Origin of the sequence: Paenibacillus rhizoplanae (assembly GCF_042684125.1) — a bacterium.
GTDB classification, from domain to species: Bacteria; Bacillota; Bacilli; order Paenibacillales; family Paenibacillaceae; genus Paenibacillus_AQ; species Paenibacillus_AQ rhizoplanae.
The window spans coordinates 65307-80466 of the sequence record NZ_JBHUKY010000010.1; the positions used below are offsets into that span (position 1 = coordinate 65307).

The 15160-nt window shown below is 53.8% G+C and carries 11 protein-coding genes and 1 pseudogene; 8 read left to right on the forward strand and 4 right to left on the reverse strand.

Annotation, left to right across the window (positions count from 1 at the left end; genetic code table 11):
* Positions 1 to 143: 143 nt before the first annotated feature.
* Complete coding sequence (locus ACFSX3_RS03495; protein ID WP_036700036.1) at positions 144 to 752, reverse strand: superoxide dismutase; 609 nt, start codon at positions 750 to 752, stop codon at positions 144 to 146.
* A gap of 415 nt (positions 753 to 1167) precedes the next feature.
* On the opposite strand from ACFSX3_RS03495, the gene ACFSX3_RS03500 reads away from it, so the two are divergent.
* From ACFSX3_RS03500 to folE, 5 genes and pseudogenes are all read left to right on the forward strand, one after another.
* A complete protein-coding gene (locus ACFSX3_RS03500; RefSeq protein ID WP_036700038.1) occupies positions 1168 to 1587 on the forward strand; it encodes a GNAT family N-acetyltransferase in 420 nt (139 codons plus the stop codon).
* Between the two features lie 206 nt (positions 1588 to 1793).
* Entirely contained in the window at positions 1794 to 2411 is a 618-nt protein-coding gene (gene lepB, locus ACFSX3_RS03505) for a signal peptidase I (RefSeq protein WP_209993726.1), read from the forward strand.
* 35 nt (positions 2412 to 2446) lie between these two features.
* Positions 2447 to 3634, forward strand: a pseudogene (gene queG, locus ACFSX3_RS03510) (tRNA epoxyqueuosine(34) reductase QueG); the annotation flags it as partial.
* 122 nt (positions 3635 to 3756) lie between these two features.
* Positions 3757 to 4005, forward strand: a complete 249-nt coding sequence (locus ACFSX3_RS03515) for a YneF family protein (protein ID WP_209993728.1) — start codon at positions 3757 to 3759, stop codon at positions 4003 to 4005.
* 60 nt (positions 4006 to 4065) lie between these two features.
* Complete coding sequence (gene folE, locus ACFSX3_RS03520) at positions 4066 to 4659, forward strand: GTP cyclohydrolase I FolE (RefSeq protein WP_209993729.1); 594 nt, start codon at positions 4066 to 4068, stop codon at positions 4657 to 4659.
* 84 nt (positions 4660 to 4743) lie between these two features.
* Here folE and ACFSX3_RS03525 read toward each other — a convergent pair whose 3' ends face one another.
* Together ACFSX3_RS03525 and ACFSX3_RS03530 are read right to left on the reverse strand one after the other, a co-directional pair.
* The gene (locus tag ACFSX3_RS03525) at positions 4744 to 5931 is read right to left on the reverse strand and encodes a Fe-Mn family superoxide dismutase (protein WP_209993730.1); all 1188 of its coding nucleotides are present in this window, start codon (positions 5929 to 5931) and stop codon (positions 4744 to 4746) included.
* Between the two features lie 182 nt (positions 5932 to 6113).
* Positions 6114 to 7154 (reverse strand): alpha/beta hydrolase, encoded by a 1041-nt coding sequence (locus tag ACFSX3_RS03530; RefSeq protein WP_209993731.1) that lies wholly within the window; start codon positions 7152 to 7154, stop codon positions 6114 to 6116.
* Between the two features lie 242 nt (positions 7155 to 7396).
* Between ACFSX3_RS03530 and ACFSX3_RS03535 the strand changes: the two genes are divergently transcribed.
* The 3 genes from ACFSX3_RS03535 (at position 7397) to ACFSX3_RS03545 (ending at position 12193) form a co-directional block, all read left to right on the forward strand.
* A complete protein-coding gene (locus ACFSX3_RS03535; protein WP_209993732.1) occupies positions 7397 to 8149 on the forward strand; it encodes an IclR family transcriptional regulator in 753 nt (250 codons plus the stop codon).
* Positions 8150 to 8315: 166 nt separating this feature from the next.
* Positions 8316 to 10535, forward strand: coding sequence for a LuxR C-terminal-related transcriptional regulator (locus ACFSX3_RS03540; RefSeq protein ID WP_379258074.1), 2220 nt, complete (start codon positions 8316 to 8318; stop codon positions 10533 to 10535).
* A 638-nt stretch (positions 10536 to 11173) separates the two neighbouring features.
* Positions 11174 to 12193, forward strand: a complete 1020-nt coding sequence (locus ACFSX3_RS03545) for an ABC transporter substrate-binding protein (protein WP_379258072.1) — start codon at positions 11174 to 11176, stop codon at positions 12191 to 12193.
* Between the two features lie 94 nt (positions 12194 to 12287).
* On the opposite strand, the gene acnA is transcribed toward ACFSX3_RS03545, so the two are convergent.
* The gene (acnA, locus tag ACFSX3_RS03550; protein ID WP_209993733.1) at positions 12288 to 15032 is read right to left on the reverse strand and encodes an aconitate hydratase AcnA; all 2745 of its coding nucleotides are present in this window, start codon (positions 15030 to 15032) and stop codon (positions 12288 to 12290) included.
* Between the last annotated feature and the right edge of the window lie 128 nt (positions 15033 to 15160).

The window sequence follows — 15160 nt, forward strand, 5'->3', positions numbered from 1 at the left end:
GGTACCGTTTCAGCGAGAAATAGAAGGATAAGTTATCGTGTGGAACATATAAATTCTTATATTTTAAATAAAAACAGGTTCACCCTTGCCATTACGGCAGAGGTGAACCTGTTTGCTTAGAGCATCATGCTGAAGGCCGATGCTTATTTGGAGCTTTCGTAACGCTTGCCGACTTCTTCCCAGTTCACTACGTTCCAGAACGCCTTGATGTAGTCAGGACGTTTGTTCTGGTAGTTCAGGTAGTAGGCATGCTCCCATACATCGAGGCCGAGGATAGGAGTTGCGCCTTCGCTGATCGGGTTGTCCTGGTTCGGTGTGCTGGTTACAGCAAGCTTGCCGTCCTTCACAACGAGCCAAGCCCAGCCGCTGCCGAAGCGTGTAGTAGCCGCAGTAGCGAAGTCTTCCTTGAATTTATCGAAGCCGCCGAGCTCACTGTCAATGGCAGCAGCCAATGCGCCGGTTGGTGCGCCGCCGCCGTTCGGTCCAATCACTTCCCAGAACAGGGTGTGGTTGGCATGTCCACCGCCGTTGTTGCGGACCGCTGTGCGGATCGCTTCAGGTACAGCGTTCAGGTCGGTCAGAAGCTCGTCGATGCTTTTGTTTTGCAGTTCGGGTGCCTTTTCCAGTGCGGCGTTCAGGTTCGTCACATAAGTGTTATGGTGCCTGTCATGATGAATCTCCATCGTCAAAGCGTCGATGTGTGGTTCAAGTGCGTTGTTCGGATACGGAAGTGCCGGTAATTGAAAAGCCATGGAAAAATCCCTCCTGATTATATGTTGGTTTTGGAATATATCCGTTGAGATACTATTATTAAAACGCATCTGGAACAATAATGCAACATTAAATAAACAAAAATGTTTAAAAAGTATTTTCTTGTCCTCCGTACACAGAAAGTGTTAAGGCTATGTTAAACTATTAAGGCTTAGTAACTGGGACGTTTTGACTACCAATTCTCCTAATACATGTTAAATATGAAACTATATTGCATGAAAACGCTTCATATCAAGCGCTTTCAAAAGAAAAATGATGATAACGCGAGAAAAGTGTGCTTTAATAGAGACAAAAGCAGGTATTCCTCGGTTTTTGATGCTTTTTTCCACTTATACTGTTATGGAAACCCCTTCTTTTTGTAAAATCATAAGCCATAGAAAAGGGAGACTTTTAAGTATGCACGTTCGTTCCTTTCAATTAAGCGATGTTACTCCAGTGACTGAATTGCTGCAGACCGCATTATCGGAAGAATGTTTCGAGAGCACGATCGAGCCTTTCTCCAGGCAATTGTCATGGGATTCTGATCTCATTGTAGTTGCTGAGGATGAAGGAGAAATCATCGGTGCACTGATTGGTACGATTGAGAAGAATCACGGCTGTTATTTCCGCATCGCTGTCCATCCTGATTACCGCCGCAGAGGAGTCGGCAAGAGTCTTGTAACGGCTATGGAGAACAGATTTCAGGCGCGGAAGGTCAGCGGTATCTATGTTGCCGTGGATGAACACAATTCTTTTGCAATGCCGCTCTATGAGGCCATGGGTTATGACGAGAACCACATTTTCAAATCCGTGCGCAAGCTGAGCATTGTCGGGTAACTGTTGCTGAACCGCTGCTGTAAGCGGAATCAAATCTTAGAGTAGAGAACTATTGCAGGGCCGGAACTTCGAATATATGGATATTCCTGCATAGTCTGTTTCATTATACTAAAGCATATCTTCCCTATGTCCATTGCAAATGGGCGGGAGATATGCTTTTCTATTGTTAAGGACCTGATAACCCAATTGAAGCAAGTAGGTGGCCTATGAACCGGGAGCTTGAAGAAGATTACACGCGGAGCCGCAGACAAAGATACAGATCAGTAACGCATAACAAGTCCAGACAGAAGTCCGGAAGAACGTGGGTCAGGGATATGCGGGAGTGGATCATTACGGCGGGGATAGTGTTCGCTGTGATGTCGCTGCTTAATATTTATGTGTTCAATGTGTCTACTGTAATCGGCCAATCCATGGAGCCTACCCTATATCAGGGAGAGAAGCTGATTATTAATAAAATCGCCCTCAGCTTCGGGAAGCCGGGCCGCGGGGAGGTTGTCGTCCTTCATGATCCCAGTACGGGACCCAGCCGCAAGGAATATCTGGTCAAGCGGGTGATCGGTATTCCCGGCGACATTATTGAAGTACGGAACCAGCAGCTCTATCTCAACGGCAAGCTGCTGGATGAGCCTTATATCGATACATCTATAGAAGATCCCGATTTCAGCAGCCTGACCGTGCAGGCGGGGGCCTACTTCGTCATGGGGGACAACCGGCATGCCGGAGCCAGCAAGGACAGCCGTTATTTCGGCGCTGTCGCAGGGGAAAGTATCGTGGGTAAGGTGTCCCTGATCTGGTGGCCCATCTCCAAGATGAAGGCTCTGTAGAGTTACCTTATTCATTCTATAAAGGAGAGGCGGATATGCACCTCAACATCCAGAAAGGTTACGCTCCGCCTCCTTCCAAATGGGAGGAACTTAAGGCTGAGATTAAGGCGGCCGCACCTGCACTCGGTATTGATGATATCGGGTTCACCACTGCGGAGCCGTTTTTATATTTGAAGAACATTCTCCAGGAGCATCGGGACAACGGATATGAATCCGGGTTCGAGGAGCCGGATCTGGACAAGCGGACGGTTCCGTCTTTGCAGTCCGGGGAGCAGCCGCTCTCTATCATTGCGATTGCAGTGGCCTATCCCTCCAAAATGGAGGACCCGCCCAAATCCGAGCCGGGTGCGCGCAGAGGTATTCTGGCCCGCGCCTCCTGGGGCCAGGATTACCATCATGTGCTCCGTGAAGCGCTGGCGAGGCTGGAGAGCTTCATCCGTGAGCGTGTCCCGGATGCCGTGCTGGAGAGCATGGTGGATACGGGGGCGCTTGTAGACCGGGCTGTAGCAGAGCGGGCGGGGATCGGCTTCAGCGCCAAGAACTGCGCGATCATCTCTCCGAAGTGGGGATCATGGATCTATCTGGGGGAGATGGTGACGAATCTCCCGCTGCCCCCCGACCAGCCTGTGCAGGAGGGCTGCGGCGACTGCACCAAATGCATCGACGCCTGCCCTACCGGCGCGCTGGTCGGTCCGGGACAGCTCAATGCCCAGGCCTGCATCTCTTTTCTGACCCAGACGAAGGGCTTCCTGAGCGATCACTATATGACCAAGATCGGCAACCGGCTGTACGGCTGCGACACCTGCCAGATTGTCTGTCCGCATAACCGGGGCAAGAACTGGAACCACCGCCCGCAGCTTCTGCCTGATCCTGAGGTGGTCAAGCCGCTGCTGATGCCGATTCTGGACCTCAGCAACCGGGAGTTCAAAGAGAAGTTCGGCAGCAGCTCAGCGGCATGGCGCGGCAAGAAGCCGATGCAGCGCAATGCGGTCATTGCGCTGGGCAATTTCAAGGAGGCTTCGGCGGTGCCGAAGCTGACGGAGCTTCTGCTGAAGGAGCCCCGGCCGGAAATGCGCGGAACCTCGGCCTGGGCGCTCAGCCGCATCGGCGGCGAAGCAGCGCTTGCGGCTGTTGAGCAGGCGCTGGAGAGCGAAGAGGACAGCACGGTGCGCGACATGCTGGAGCAGGCTGTAGACAAGCTCCGCGAGCAGGGAGCAGCGGACGGGAAATGAACCGCAGGCCAGCGGGAATTGCCAATTGCTGTCCAGTTGTTGAAATGCTATGATAGATTCGCGTGCCTGAACAGGGTTATCGCCAGACAATAGAGTACAAAGGTGGATTACAGATGAATATTGCATTGCCTATTATTACGCTTGTTGTAGGGCTGATCGGCGGATTCTTCATCGGCGTGTATTATCTGCGCAGACAGATGACAACGATGCAGAATGATCCTGAAATGCTGCAGAAGGTTGCCAAGCAAATGGGGTATAACCTGAACGGGAAGCAAATGCAGCGTGCCCAGCAGATGATGAAGAATGGCAATCAGCCGGGGCGTGCTCCTGCTGCGGCCAAAGGACAGTCCCGCAAGAAGTAATAATGATGATCGTATGAAATAGATAAGAGTCAGCTGCAGGTGCGGAAGGGGGGAGCTTTCATGGGGGGCATCAAGGAGTACAAGAACGGGAAGGTTTCTGTAAACCGGGAGCAGATTGAGTATCATGTAGAGAAGATTCTGGAATTAATCGGTGAAGATACCAGCCGCGAAGGCCTGCTCGAAACACCGGCCAGAGTGACGCGGATGTATGAAGAGATCTTCGGCGGTTATTCCATTGATCCGCGCGAAGCGCTGGGCGTAACCTTCGACGAGTCTCATGAAGAGCTGGTCATTGTAAAGGATATTGTCTACTATAGCCAATGCGAGCATCACATGGCTCCATTCTTCGGCAAGGTGCATATCGGCTATGTTCCCAGCGGCCGCATTGCCGGACTCAGCAAGCTGGCCCGGCTCGTAGAAGCGGTCAGCCGCAGGTTACAGGTGCAGGAACGCATCACGGCCCAGATCGCCGACATCATGACCGAGGTGCTGAATCCGCACGGTGTCATGGTTGTAGTCGAAGGGGAGCATCTGTGCATGTGTGCCCGGGGCGTGAAGAAGCCGGGCAGCAAGACGGTCACGATGGCTACCCGCGGCTCCTTCCGTGAGGATGCAGCGGCAAGGGCCGAATTCCTGGCCTTGATCAAAGATTAGGAACGGATAAGCCCGCCTGCCACTTCGACAGTGGCGGCGGGCTTTTTTTGCGCGAAGGGGTGTGGCTCAATGCTCCGCAGAGCCTTAGAAAGGCTGCCAGACCAGCTTACGGGCGGCCCCGTAGCGTTCGGCGACATAAGGCCAGTTCACGACTCTCCACCAGTCTTGGATATAATCGGCGCGGTTGTTCTGATGCTTGAGGTAATAGGCATGCTCCCACACATCGAGCGCCAGCAGCGGAACGACATCCCATTGGGACAGATTCTGATGCTTCTCAGCCGTCAGAATCTCCAGTCTGCGGCTGCGCGGGCTCCAGACCAAGAGAGCCCATCCGCCGCCCTCGACTTTATTGGCAGCTTCACTGAACTGGGCTCTGAAGGCATCATAGCTTCCGAAGCTGCGTTCTATGGCGTCCAGCAGCGCACCGGAGGGGCGGCCGCCTCCTTGCGGGGACATGACATTCCAGAAGATCGTATGCAGATAATGGCCGGCCCCGTTGAACGCAAGCTCCCGCTCCCAATGCTTAACCAGATCGTAGTCGCCACTCAGGCGTGCTTCCGCCAGCTTGTTCTCCGCCTTGTTCAGTCCGTCTACATAGCTCTGGTGATGCTTGTCGTGATGAATGATCATCGTCTTCTCGTCAATATACGGCTCCAGTGCATTATAGGCATAAGGCAGAGGGGGAAGCGTATGCCCGCCGATGGGAACCGAGCCTGCCTCGCGGGATTCCCATAACGGAACTGCGAAGCTTCCTGTTCCCTGGAGATTGTCTCCGCTTGCAGCCGAATCAGGCGAAGGAGCGGCTTCAGCCTGCTCCGGTGGATTCATCCGCAGTATCCCGGGCCCGTAGTCCGCAGGGGTCAGAGCGGCCAGCACAGCGAGGAAGTATTCAGACTCGCGGATGAAGTGCAGCAGCGTGGTTCCCGCTAAGGGGAAGGCATTGACGGCAGCGCTGGCCTCCTTCATGGCCTTCAGGTGCCGAATGAATTCGGTGGACTGGTCGCAGGCGGTGTGCAGCAACAGACCGGCTTCGGCAGATGGGCTCCCCGGACCGCCTGCGTCCGGTACCTGCGGATTGACGAGCAACTGTTGCGCCGTCTGTTCTGTAGCCAGGAAGACAATCGCCCAGTCCTCCAGCAGCTTTACATAAGGCTCCTCCAGGCGTGGGATGATCTGGATTAGGACCTCGGCATGCTCCTTCTCCTGGTTTTTCCAGAAGGCAATCTCCCCTAGAATCTGTACTGGCGGCGGTGCAACGAATACATATGGCATGATTTGCAGTCCTCCCGTCCTAAAGTTTCATCGGTCCATTATATGCCGGAGAGGAACAGCTTATGAGACTGGCCTGTGCGGGGAATTGCAGCGGACTGGAGGTCCTGTGCCCCGCATAGTAAAAAGGCATGCACAGAATGTATCACAGGATACATCTGCATATGCCTTAGGTAATGATAAGACTATTTGCTTGCGGTGGGGTTGCGGGGGCTCCCGCTGATCTGGGCCAGCTGCACATTTCCGAGAAAAGCGGATACCCGCCGCAGATACTCACGCGGGTGCTCGCGGAACAGCAGCTCATGATGGCTGTCCTCTACGATCCATGAATCGGAATACGGATTACTCTGGTTCTCCGCCAGTTCTTCGGCAATCGGATAAGGCGCCTTGTCGTCCTTGGTGCCGTGCATGAACAGCACCGGGAACGGATAATCCTCCGATTTGACCTTGGAATAAGGAATCTGATTCAGTCCTGTGCCGTTCAGCACCGGGAAAAGCATCTCCATAATCTCCAGCGAAGGCTGGCGGGGAAGATTAATGTTCTGCTTGATGTTATGGTACAAGGTGTCCGGCTCCAGCAGGAAGGTGCTGTCCAGAATCATCGCATCCACATCTTTGGTTACTAGACCTGCCTGCAGGGCGGTGCCTGCACCCATCGAGAAGCCCCAGACCACGATCTGGTCTGCCCCCTTCTCCTTGGCGAACTCAATGGCTCCGAGCAACTGCTGGGACTCCTTTTTGCCGCCGGTAGCGATATCCCTGTCAGTCTTGGAGGCGAAGCCATAGTCGAACATGACGACATTGAATCTCAGGCTGTGCGCGTAATGGGCCAGATCGTACATGGGAACCCAGCTCTCTTCGCGGTTCGCGCCGTAGCCGTGGCTGAAGACAATGGTTTTGGTAGCTCCTTTGGAAGGAATATACCATCCGTCCATCATACGGCTGCCGTCCTGGGCAGGGAAGGTGATGTCCTCGTAGGCGAGCCCCTTGGCCTGATAAGGATTGGAATAGATGGGAGCTACGGTAGGATTCGAGAGCACCCAGGCGATATAGGCATGCAGGGCAATGAAGCAGAATACAAAGAAAAAGAATACGGATAACAGCAGAGCAACGACGATATGCTTAACGCGTATCATCCGCAGTGGAATTAAGGATGACGAAGCGGACTTATCCTCATTAGGGATACGGGAGACCGGCGCGCCGGGATGACTTGTTGCCAGATTCATAAGGTCCCCTCCTGAAAGTATCAAGATTCAGAGCATGAATAATTCATATATTTAATCGTAAATTTATGCCCTTACAAAGTCAATGGAATTAGCGCTTTTGTAATGTAACTGTAAACTGCGGACGGCGGAATATGGATGTGGAATCTGCTGGACTTTATTTAGGCTTTTGCACTAAGATAGGGATATCTTAATAATTATGTAACCGGGTTTCAATAGGTGAAACATGTGAAGGGGAGATCGGGGTGGAAGACCGGAAACTGACTGTACGCGCCGTAGAACGTGCGCTGGATATATTGTTGTGCTTCACTCAGGATAATGATGATTACGACCTTAGTCTGACGGAGATTTCTGCAAAGATTAGTCTGCATAAAAGCACAGTGCACCGCTTGCTGACCACACTGGAGGAGAAAGGCTTCCTGCAGCGGGACGAGGGGACTGACAAATACCGCCTGGGTATCCGCATCTGGGAGCTGTCCACACATCTCCCGACGCTGAACGAACCGGCGGTGCTTCTGCTGCCCGCCATGGAGCGGCTGCGCGACCGTCTGGGAGAGACGGTCAGCTTGTACCTGCGCGACAATCTGGAGCGTGTGCGCATTCAGGCTGTGCAGAGCCGGCAGGCCATCCGCCGGGTAGCCCAGATCGGCGCAAGGCTGCCGCTCTCGGTAGGCGCATCGAGCAAGGTGCTGGCTGCTTACGCACCGCCGGAAGTGCAGGTGCGGCTGCTGGCCGACCCCGCATGGCCGGACAGCGTAGAGCGCAGTCAGTACCTTGAGCAGCTGAAGGAGATTACCCGCTGCGGATATGCGACCAGCTTCGAGGAACGCGAGCCCGGCGCGGCAGCCGTGGCCGTGCCCATTGCCGGACGGGCCGGGGGCGTGGTAGCGGCGCTCTCGCTGTCTGGCCCGGTCAGCCGTCTGTCGCGGGAGACCCTGGAGGAATATGCTGTTATTCTGGCCGAGGCCGCAGCTGAAATGGGCCTAATGATGGGCTGAGCTGGAGGCTTCCGTCAGCAGATCCATGCAGGAAAACTTTAGGACATACAGGCTATTTAGCCTTCGTCTTTCATTGAATATCTAGTTAAAATGAACTATTATTAATCATGATTAGCTAAATTAAATTTGAAGAAATAATAGGAATCTAGGGGCATGAGGTGATGGGATGAAAGTAGTTATACCCGATTCACTGATGGGAGAAATTCAAGAGCTCCAGGATACGTTCGGCTCTGTTACGGGTCAGGCGATTGTGCTTACGGATCAGGCGGGGAATGTAGTTACCCGCCCCACGCTTTCCGGAATATTCTATCAGAAGATGTTTAAATCCCTACAGGGAATGGAGCGGCCCTTCGAGCCTGCATTGCTCAGAATAGGTCCCTTGTCACATCCTGCTGTACTTGAGGAATGGGTTCCCGGACTGAAATATGTGGTCAGTCCGCTGGTCCCTGACTATGGCCAGACGTACTATTTATGGTCCGGCTTATATATGGAGGAAGGCACCCGTGGGCTTATGCTGCAGGCGTTCGAGGCCAAGATGCGGAATCACCCCGACTATGAGATGTTGAAGGATGTACTGGCAGCCATGCCTGAGCTTAGCCGGGAAGGCATCGCCAGCATCAGGGGGAAATTGAGTGTGCTCGGGAATGTGCTCTCCAAATTGCTGGCGGGGTGCGCAGTGAAGCCGCTGGAACAGAGACGGGGCCTTGTGATTTCCCAGCTGTTATCCAATCTGGAGAGTGAGTTCCTGAAGATAGAGGTTGTGCTGCAGCAGATGGCCGGTACGTTATCTGACGCAGAGCTGTATGCCTTTGCCCAAGAGCAGGAGGCTGGCCAGTTCACGGTGAAATATTCTGCCGGCAAAGAAGCGGGACTCCTCATGAATGCCGGGTTCCAGCAAGGAGACGGTTTTCTGGGACAGGCCGTTCTGGGCAGAGAGCCACGGCACTGGCAGGGCGTTGCCCAAGATCCGAGATCGTTATTCTTCACCCAGCGCGGGATGACGCAGCCGGAATATTTGTCATGTTATCCGGTGAGAATTCACAGCGGGAAGAGAGCATTACTGCTCGCTGTCGGCTTTGGGAAGAGCCGCCCGATACAGGACTATGCCCAGTATGAGCAGAATGTTACTGCGCTCCTGGGCTTATCCGGACGGGGAGAGCAACTGGTGCAGCGTGAAGCCCTGCGCAGGGAGGCCACTCTGCGTTTGAAGGAGGCCGCCCGCCTGCTGCCGCAGGCCGCATCCACTCAGGAGCTGGGCACCGGACTGCTGGATATGATTATGGGCATGCCGTTCTTCCCGTCATCGGTGCTCGTATTCTTCGAGGAGCAGCCGGGGGATACCCACTACGCCAAGGGGTGGAGGGCGGAGGAGATTACGCCTTATGTCCAGGACCTCCAGTCCCGGTACTCCTCGCAGGCCTTTCTCTCTTCTGCGATCATCAACGGGGAGGCGGAGGGGCAGGTTTTGCTCGAATGTCCGCTGATTGCCGAGAAGGTATTCAAGGGCATTCTGTCTGTGGGCTTCAGACGCCGCAGTGAAGCCGAGGAGTGGCTGTCCTTAACCGGCTGTCTCGCCAGTCTGGCGAGTACTTCAATCCGTCTGATCGAGAAGGAAGCCAGACATATGAAGCAGGCAGGGGTCTTCACCGGGCAGACGCTTCATTATCTCCGGCTCAGTAATTCCGAGCTGCACCGCCTGTCGGCGGAGGCTTCTGCCATGGCGTATGAGCTTGCCCGTTATACAGGACTGCCGGAGCGGGAGTCAGAGCAGATGAGAACGGCCGGTCTGCTGGCACCGTTCAGTCTGGCCTTCCTGCAGGGGTACGGGTTCTATCCGGAGGAGCTTTCTTTGCTGAAGCAGGTGGACCAGTTTGCTTCGTTCTATTTTCAGATCAATAAGCCTTCGGTCTCTGTCACTGCCCAGCTGCTCACGCTAGTGCTTCATCATACAGGCAAAGGCGCGGATAAGGAGCAGCTGGCGAACACAGATCTGGAGTGGCTGGACCCCTCCCGCTTCAATCTGGATGATCATGTGGTCGGAGAGCTTTACAGTGAGCCGCGCAGCACCTTTCAATCCTTCTTGCGCAGCCGCTCGGAAGCGATGCCTGCCAGAAGAGGCGTGTCGGCAGGCAAGCTGCTGAACAATACAGCGCTGAAGACGCCCAAGGAAGAGTGGGGGATCTCGCCGCGCGAGGAGGAAGTGCTGGAGCTGATTATTCTGGGCAAGACGAATAAGGAGATTGCCGGTGCCTTGTTTATCAGCGAGCATACTGTTAAGAATCATCTAAGCCGCATTTTTAATAAAATGGACGTAACGGACCGTTCACAGATTATAGCGCTGGTCTACAAAAGAATATTTGATTCCGAGCGTATCGAAATGTCCTGAAGGCTCCCCTGAGGCCGCGATAATTTATCCGCGTATGCCATAGAAGGGCTGTCCCAAAAGTAAATATTCGTAAAAAAGGAGCGGTTCTCCGTTATTGGAGGAACGCTCCTTTGCGTTTCTGGTCGTTCGCTGCTTGCTTCAGCCCCGCAGCCCGTAACATTTTAGGGTAATATTGCAAGAATTGCAGCAATACTGCCCCATAGAAATGGTCTCTGCTGAAATCCTGCATGAAATGCAACAAATCCAGCGCTAAGTTACACTAAGCACCGGAGTTCCTGCAAATGATGCAACAATGTACCGCAGCCCGTAACATTTTTAGAAGAATCCTGCAAAATGTGCAACAATGCGATCCATACAAGCGGTCCGTGAGAGAAAACGCTCAGAATTGGCAATAAGGCGGAGCACCGCCCGGAAGGAAGAAACACTTCAGAAGGTATGCGGAAACCGGCTACAATGTGCAGCCAAAAGGCATAGGGGCTGGATGTATGTCACCAGAGGCGATGAGGCACCAGCATCCTTAACCCGTTAGGTTGATTTTGTTGTGAAAAAATTCCCGGGAGTGTTGTCAGCCTGCAAACTCTGTGTTATATTACTGATGATAATGATTATCAATATCATACATACATAGGGGGATTATCTTGCGATACTCTAAACGAAGTCTTGTCCTGATTGTCTTTACTCTCGTCATGGCTGTCCTGCTGGCAGCCTGCGGTTCATCGGGTAACTCCGGCTCTGGCTCCGGGACGGCAGCGAATGCACCTGCACCTGCAGCTTCTGAAGCACCCACTGCTGCTCCGGCTGCTGGCGAAGCTTCCGCTGAAGCGGAGATGGTTACCTTCCAGGATGGCGCCGGTGAGGTTCAAGTGCCTAAGAATCCGCAGAGAATCGTGGATACTACAGCTTTTTATACAGGATATCTTCTGGCGCTGGGCGTGAAGCCGGTAGGGGTGATGCAAGGAGCCAAGGATAGTCCGTATCTTGCAGACATGCTTGAAGGTGCAGAAGGGCTTGGTGATGATGTCACCCCGGAGAATATCCTGTCCCTGAACCCTGACCTGATTATTGTGTATACCGGCACAGAAGGCATCGATAAGCTGAAGGAAATTGCGCCTGTGGTACAGATCCAGTATGGCGCCAAGAATTATAAGGATCAGATGCTCGACTACGGCAAGCTGGTGAACAAGAATGATGAAGCTAAGGCCTGGATCGCCCAGTGGGAGGCCCGCATTGCTGAGCTGAAGCCGCAAGTGCAGGCTGCTGTTGGTAATAAGACGGTATCTATCCTGAATCCATATGCCAAGGGGCTGTATGTCTTTGGGCATAACTATGGCCGGGGCGGTGAGATTCTGTATGGGGAGTTCGGGCTGAAGGCTCCCGCTGAAGCGCAGAAGGAGGCCATCGACAGCGGAACTGGCTGGGCTTCCATCTCCATGGAGAAGCTGCCGGACTTTGCCGGAGACATTATCTTCACCTGCCCATGGTCAGGGGATACTACAGACCCGAAGATTGTCTATGACAACCCGCTGTGGAAAGGCCTTCCGGCAGTCAAGGCAGGGAATGTATTCCAGTTGAATCCTGCTGCCGATACGTACAATGACCCGATCTCCCTGGAGAAGCAGCTGGATTTCATTACGACCAGCCTGCTGTCAGTCAAATAGGGCCTTCTTGAATAAGACAAAAAGCTGCGCCGGTATCAGATTTCAGTCTGATACCGGCGCAGCTTGTATAATGATCTAATCTTATGAAGCCGACTTATTCTACCGGTTGAGCCGCTTCCGAAGCTGTAGCATCTGCCAGCATCTGGCGGAGGACTGTCTGCAGAATACCGCCATTGCGGTAGTAGTCGATGTCTACGGTACTATCGAGACGGGCAATGACCGGGAAGTCGAACTGGGTGCCGTCTTCACGGGTAGCAGTGACTGCCAGCTCCTGTCCGGGAAGGACATGGTTGTCAAGACCGGTAATGTCGAAGGTCTCGCGTCCGGTCAGCCCCATGCTGCTCCAGCCATGGCCTTCCTGGAACTGCAGCGGCAGCACGCCCATGCCGACGAGATTACTGCGGTGAATCCGCTCGAAGCTCTCGGCGATGACGGCTTTGACTCCAAGCAGGAGTGTACCCTTGGCGGCCCAGTCACGGGAGCTGCCTGTGCCGTATTCTTTACCGGCGATGACGATCAGATTCTGTCCGGCGGCCTGGTACAGCATGGAGGCATCGTAGATCGACATGACCTCGTCGCTTGGCAGGAAGGTGGTTACACCGCCCTCTGTTCCAGGCGCCACTGCATTGCGGATACGGATGTTGGCGAAGGTACCGCGCATCATCACCTCATGATTCCCGCGGCGTGAGCCGTAGGAGTTGAAGTCGGCGCGTTCCACGCCATGGCCCCGCAGATATTCTCCGGCTGGACCGGAGGTGGAGATATTCCCGGCCGGTGAGATATGGTCGGTAGTGACGGAATCGGCAAGCAGTGCAAGCACACGGGAATTTTTAATGTCCTTAATGTCAGAGACACCGTCTGCCAGATGCTCGAAGAATGGCGGATTCTGAATGTAAGTGGAGTTGTTATCCCATTCATACAGCTCGCCTTCCGGTACCGGAATGTTATTCCAGCGTTCATTGGCTGTGAATACATTCTCATATTTGCTGCGGAACATTTCCGGACTGAGCGAGAGCGCTACGGCTTCGCGGATCTCGGCTGTAGTCGGCCAGATATCGGCCAGGAAGACAGGCTCACCCTGCGGGTCATAGCCCAGCGGCTCGGTCTTCAGGTCAATATTCACCGTGCCGGCCAGGGCGTAGGCGACAACCAGGGGCGGTGAAGCCAAGTAGTTGGCTTTGACCTGGGCATGCACACGGCCCTCGAAGTTACGGTTCCCGGATATTACAGCGGCAACGGTCATATCATGTTCTGTAATCGCTTCGCTGACTTCATCCGGCAGCGGGCCGGAGTTACCGATACAAGTGGCGCAGCCGTAGCCAGCCAGGTAGAAGCCGAGCGCTTCCAGCGGCTTCAGCAGATCTGCCTTCTGCAGATATTCCGTAACGACCAGCGATCCGGGCGTCAGGCTGCTTTTGACATAGCCGGGTTTGGTCAGACCGCGTTCTACGGCCTTCTTGGCTAGCAATCCCGCTCCCAGCATAACGCTCGGGTTGGAGGTGTTCGTACAGCTCGTGATGGCTGCAATGACAACGGCTCCTGTGCTGAGCTTGCTGGAGCTTCCGTTCTTGTGCTGTATCTCAACCTCTTGGGCAATCTTCTCATCGCTGAGGCCATAGCCGCCCTTATCAACAGGTGTACGGATAATACCTTCGAAATTCTCCTTCATATGGGTAAGCTCTACCCGGTCCTGCGGACGCTTCGGTCCTGCCAGGCTGGGAACCACAGAAGCCAGATCCAGCTCAATGATATCGCTGAATGCAGGGTCCGGTGTCTCTGCGGTGCGGAACATCCCCTGCGCCTTATAATAATCCCCTACCAGCTCTACCAGCTCATCCGGACGTCCGGTGCTGCGCAGATAGGCCAGTGTCTCCTCATCTACAGGGAAGAATCCGATCGTAGCGCCATATTCAGGAGCCATGTTGGCTACTGTCGCACGGTCTGCCAGACTGATGTTAGCCAGACCCGGACCGTAGAATTCGACGAATTTGCCGACTACGCCTTTTTTGCGCAGCATTTGGGTAACGGTGAGGGCCAGGTCGGTAGCCGTAGCGCCTTCCATCAGACTGCCGGTCAGCTTGAAGCCAACGACATCCGGGGTAACGAAATAGAGCGGCTGTCCGAGCATGCCTGCCTCAGCCTCTATTCCGCCAACGCCCCAGCCTACTACTCCAAGACCGTTGATCATTGTAGTATGAGAGTCCGTGCCGACCAGGGAATCCGGATAAACTACCGTTTCTCCGTCGATAACCTTAGTGGTGGCTACAGAGGCCAGATACTCCAGGTTCACCTGATGCACAATCCCTGTTGCCGGCGGAACCGCGCGGAAGTTATTGAAGGCGGTCTGAGCCCAGCGCAGGAAGCGGTAACGTTCCTCATTACGCTCGAATTCAACATTCATATTATATTCCAGTGCATCGGCTGTTCCGAACGCATCAACCATAACCGAATGGTCAATAACAAGGTCAACCGGTACAAGCGGATTAATCTTCTTGGGGTCGCCACCCGCCTTCTTGACGGTATCGCGCATAGCTGCGAGATCGACAACTACAGGCACGCCGGTAAAATCCTGCAGGACGATGCGGGCCGGAATGAACGGGATTTCCTTATTGCGGTCAATGCCGCCCGACCAGTTGGCCAGCTGCTTGACATGTTCTTCAGTAATCGCCCGTCCGTCATATTGGCGGACAGCTGCTTCGAGTAATACCTTAATAGAGAATGGCAGGGAGGAAATATCGCCTGCGCCTTGCTCTTCCAGAGCGTTCAAATGATAGTAGCGATAAGTTTTGCCACCTGAGTTCAGGTTCTTGGCCAATGAAAAATGGTCCTTGCTTGGCATATATGCGCCTCCTCGTTTCATCTGGTGAAACTACATTTCATAATTCCTATACTTTAAGTATAACGTTTACAATAGGGGGAGTAAAGTTTTTTTTGCTCTGCTATTGTCAGGTATATTCAGGGTTTCCA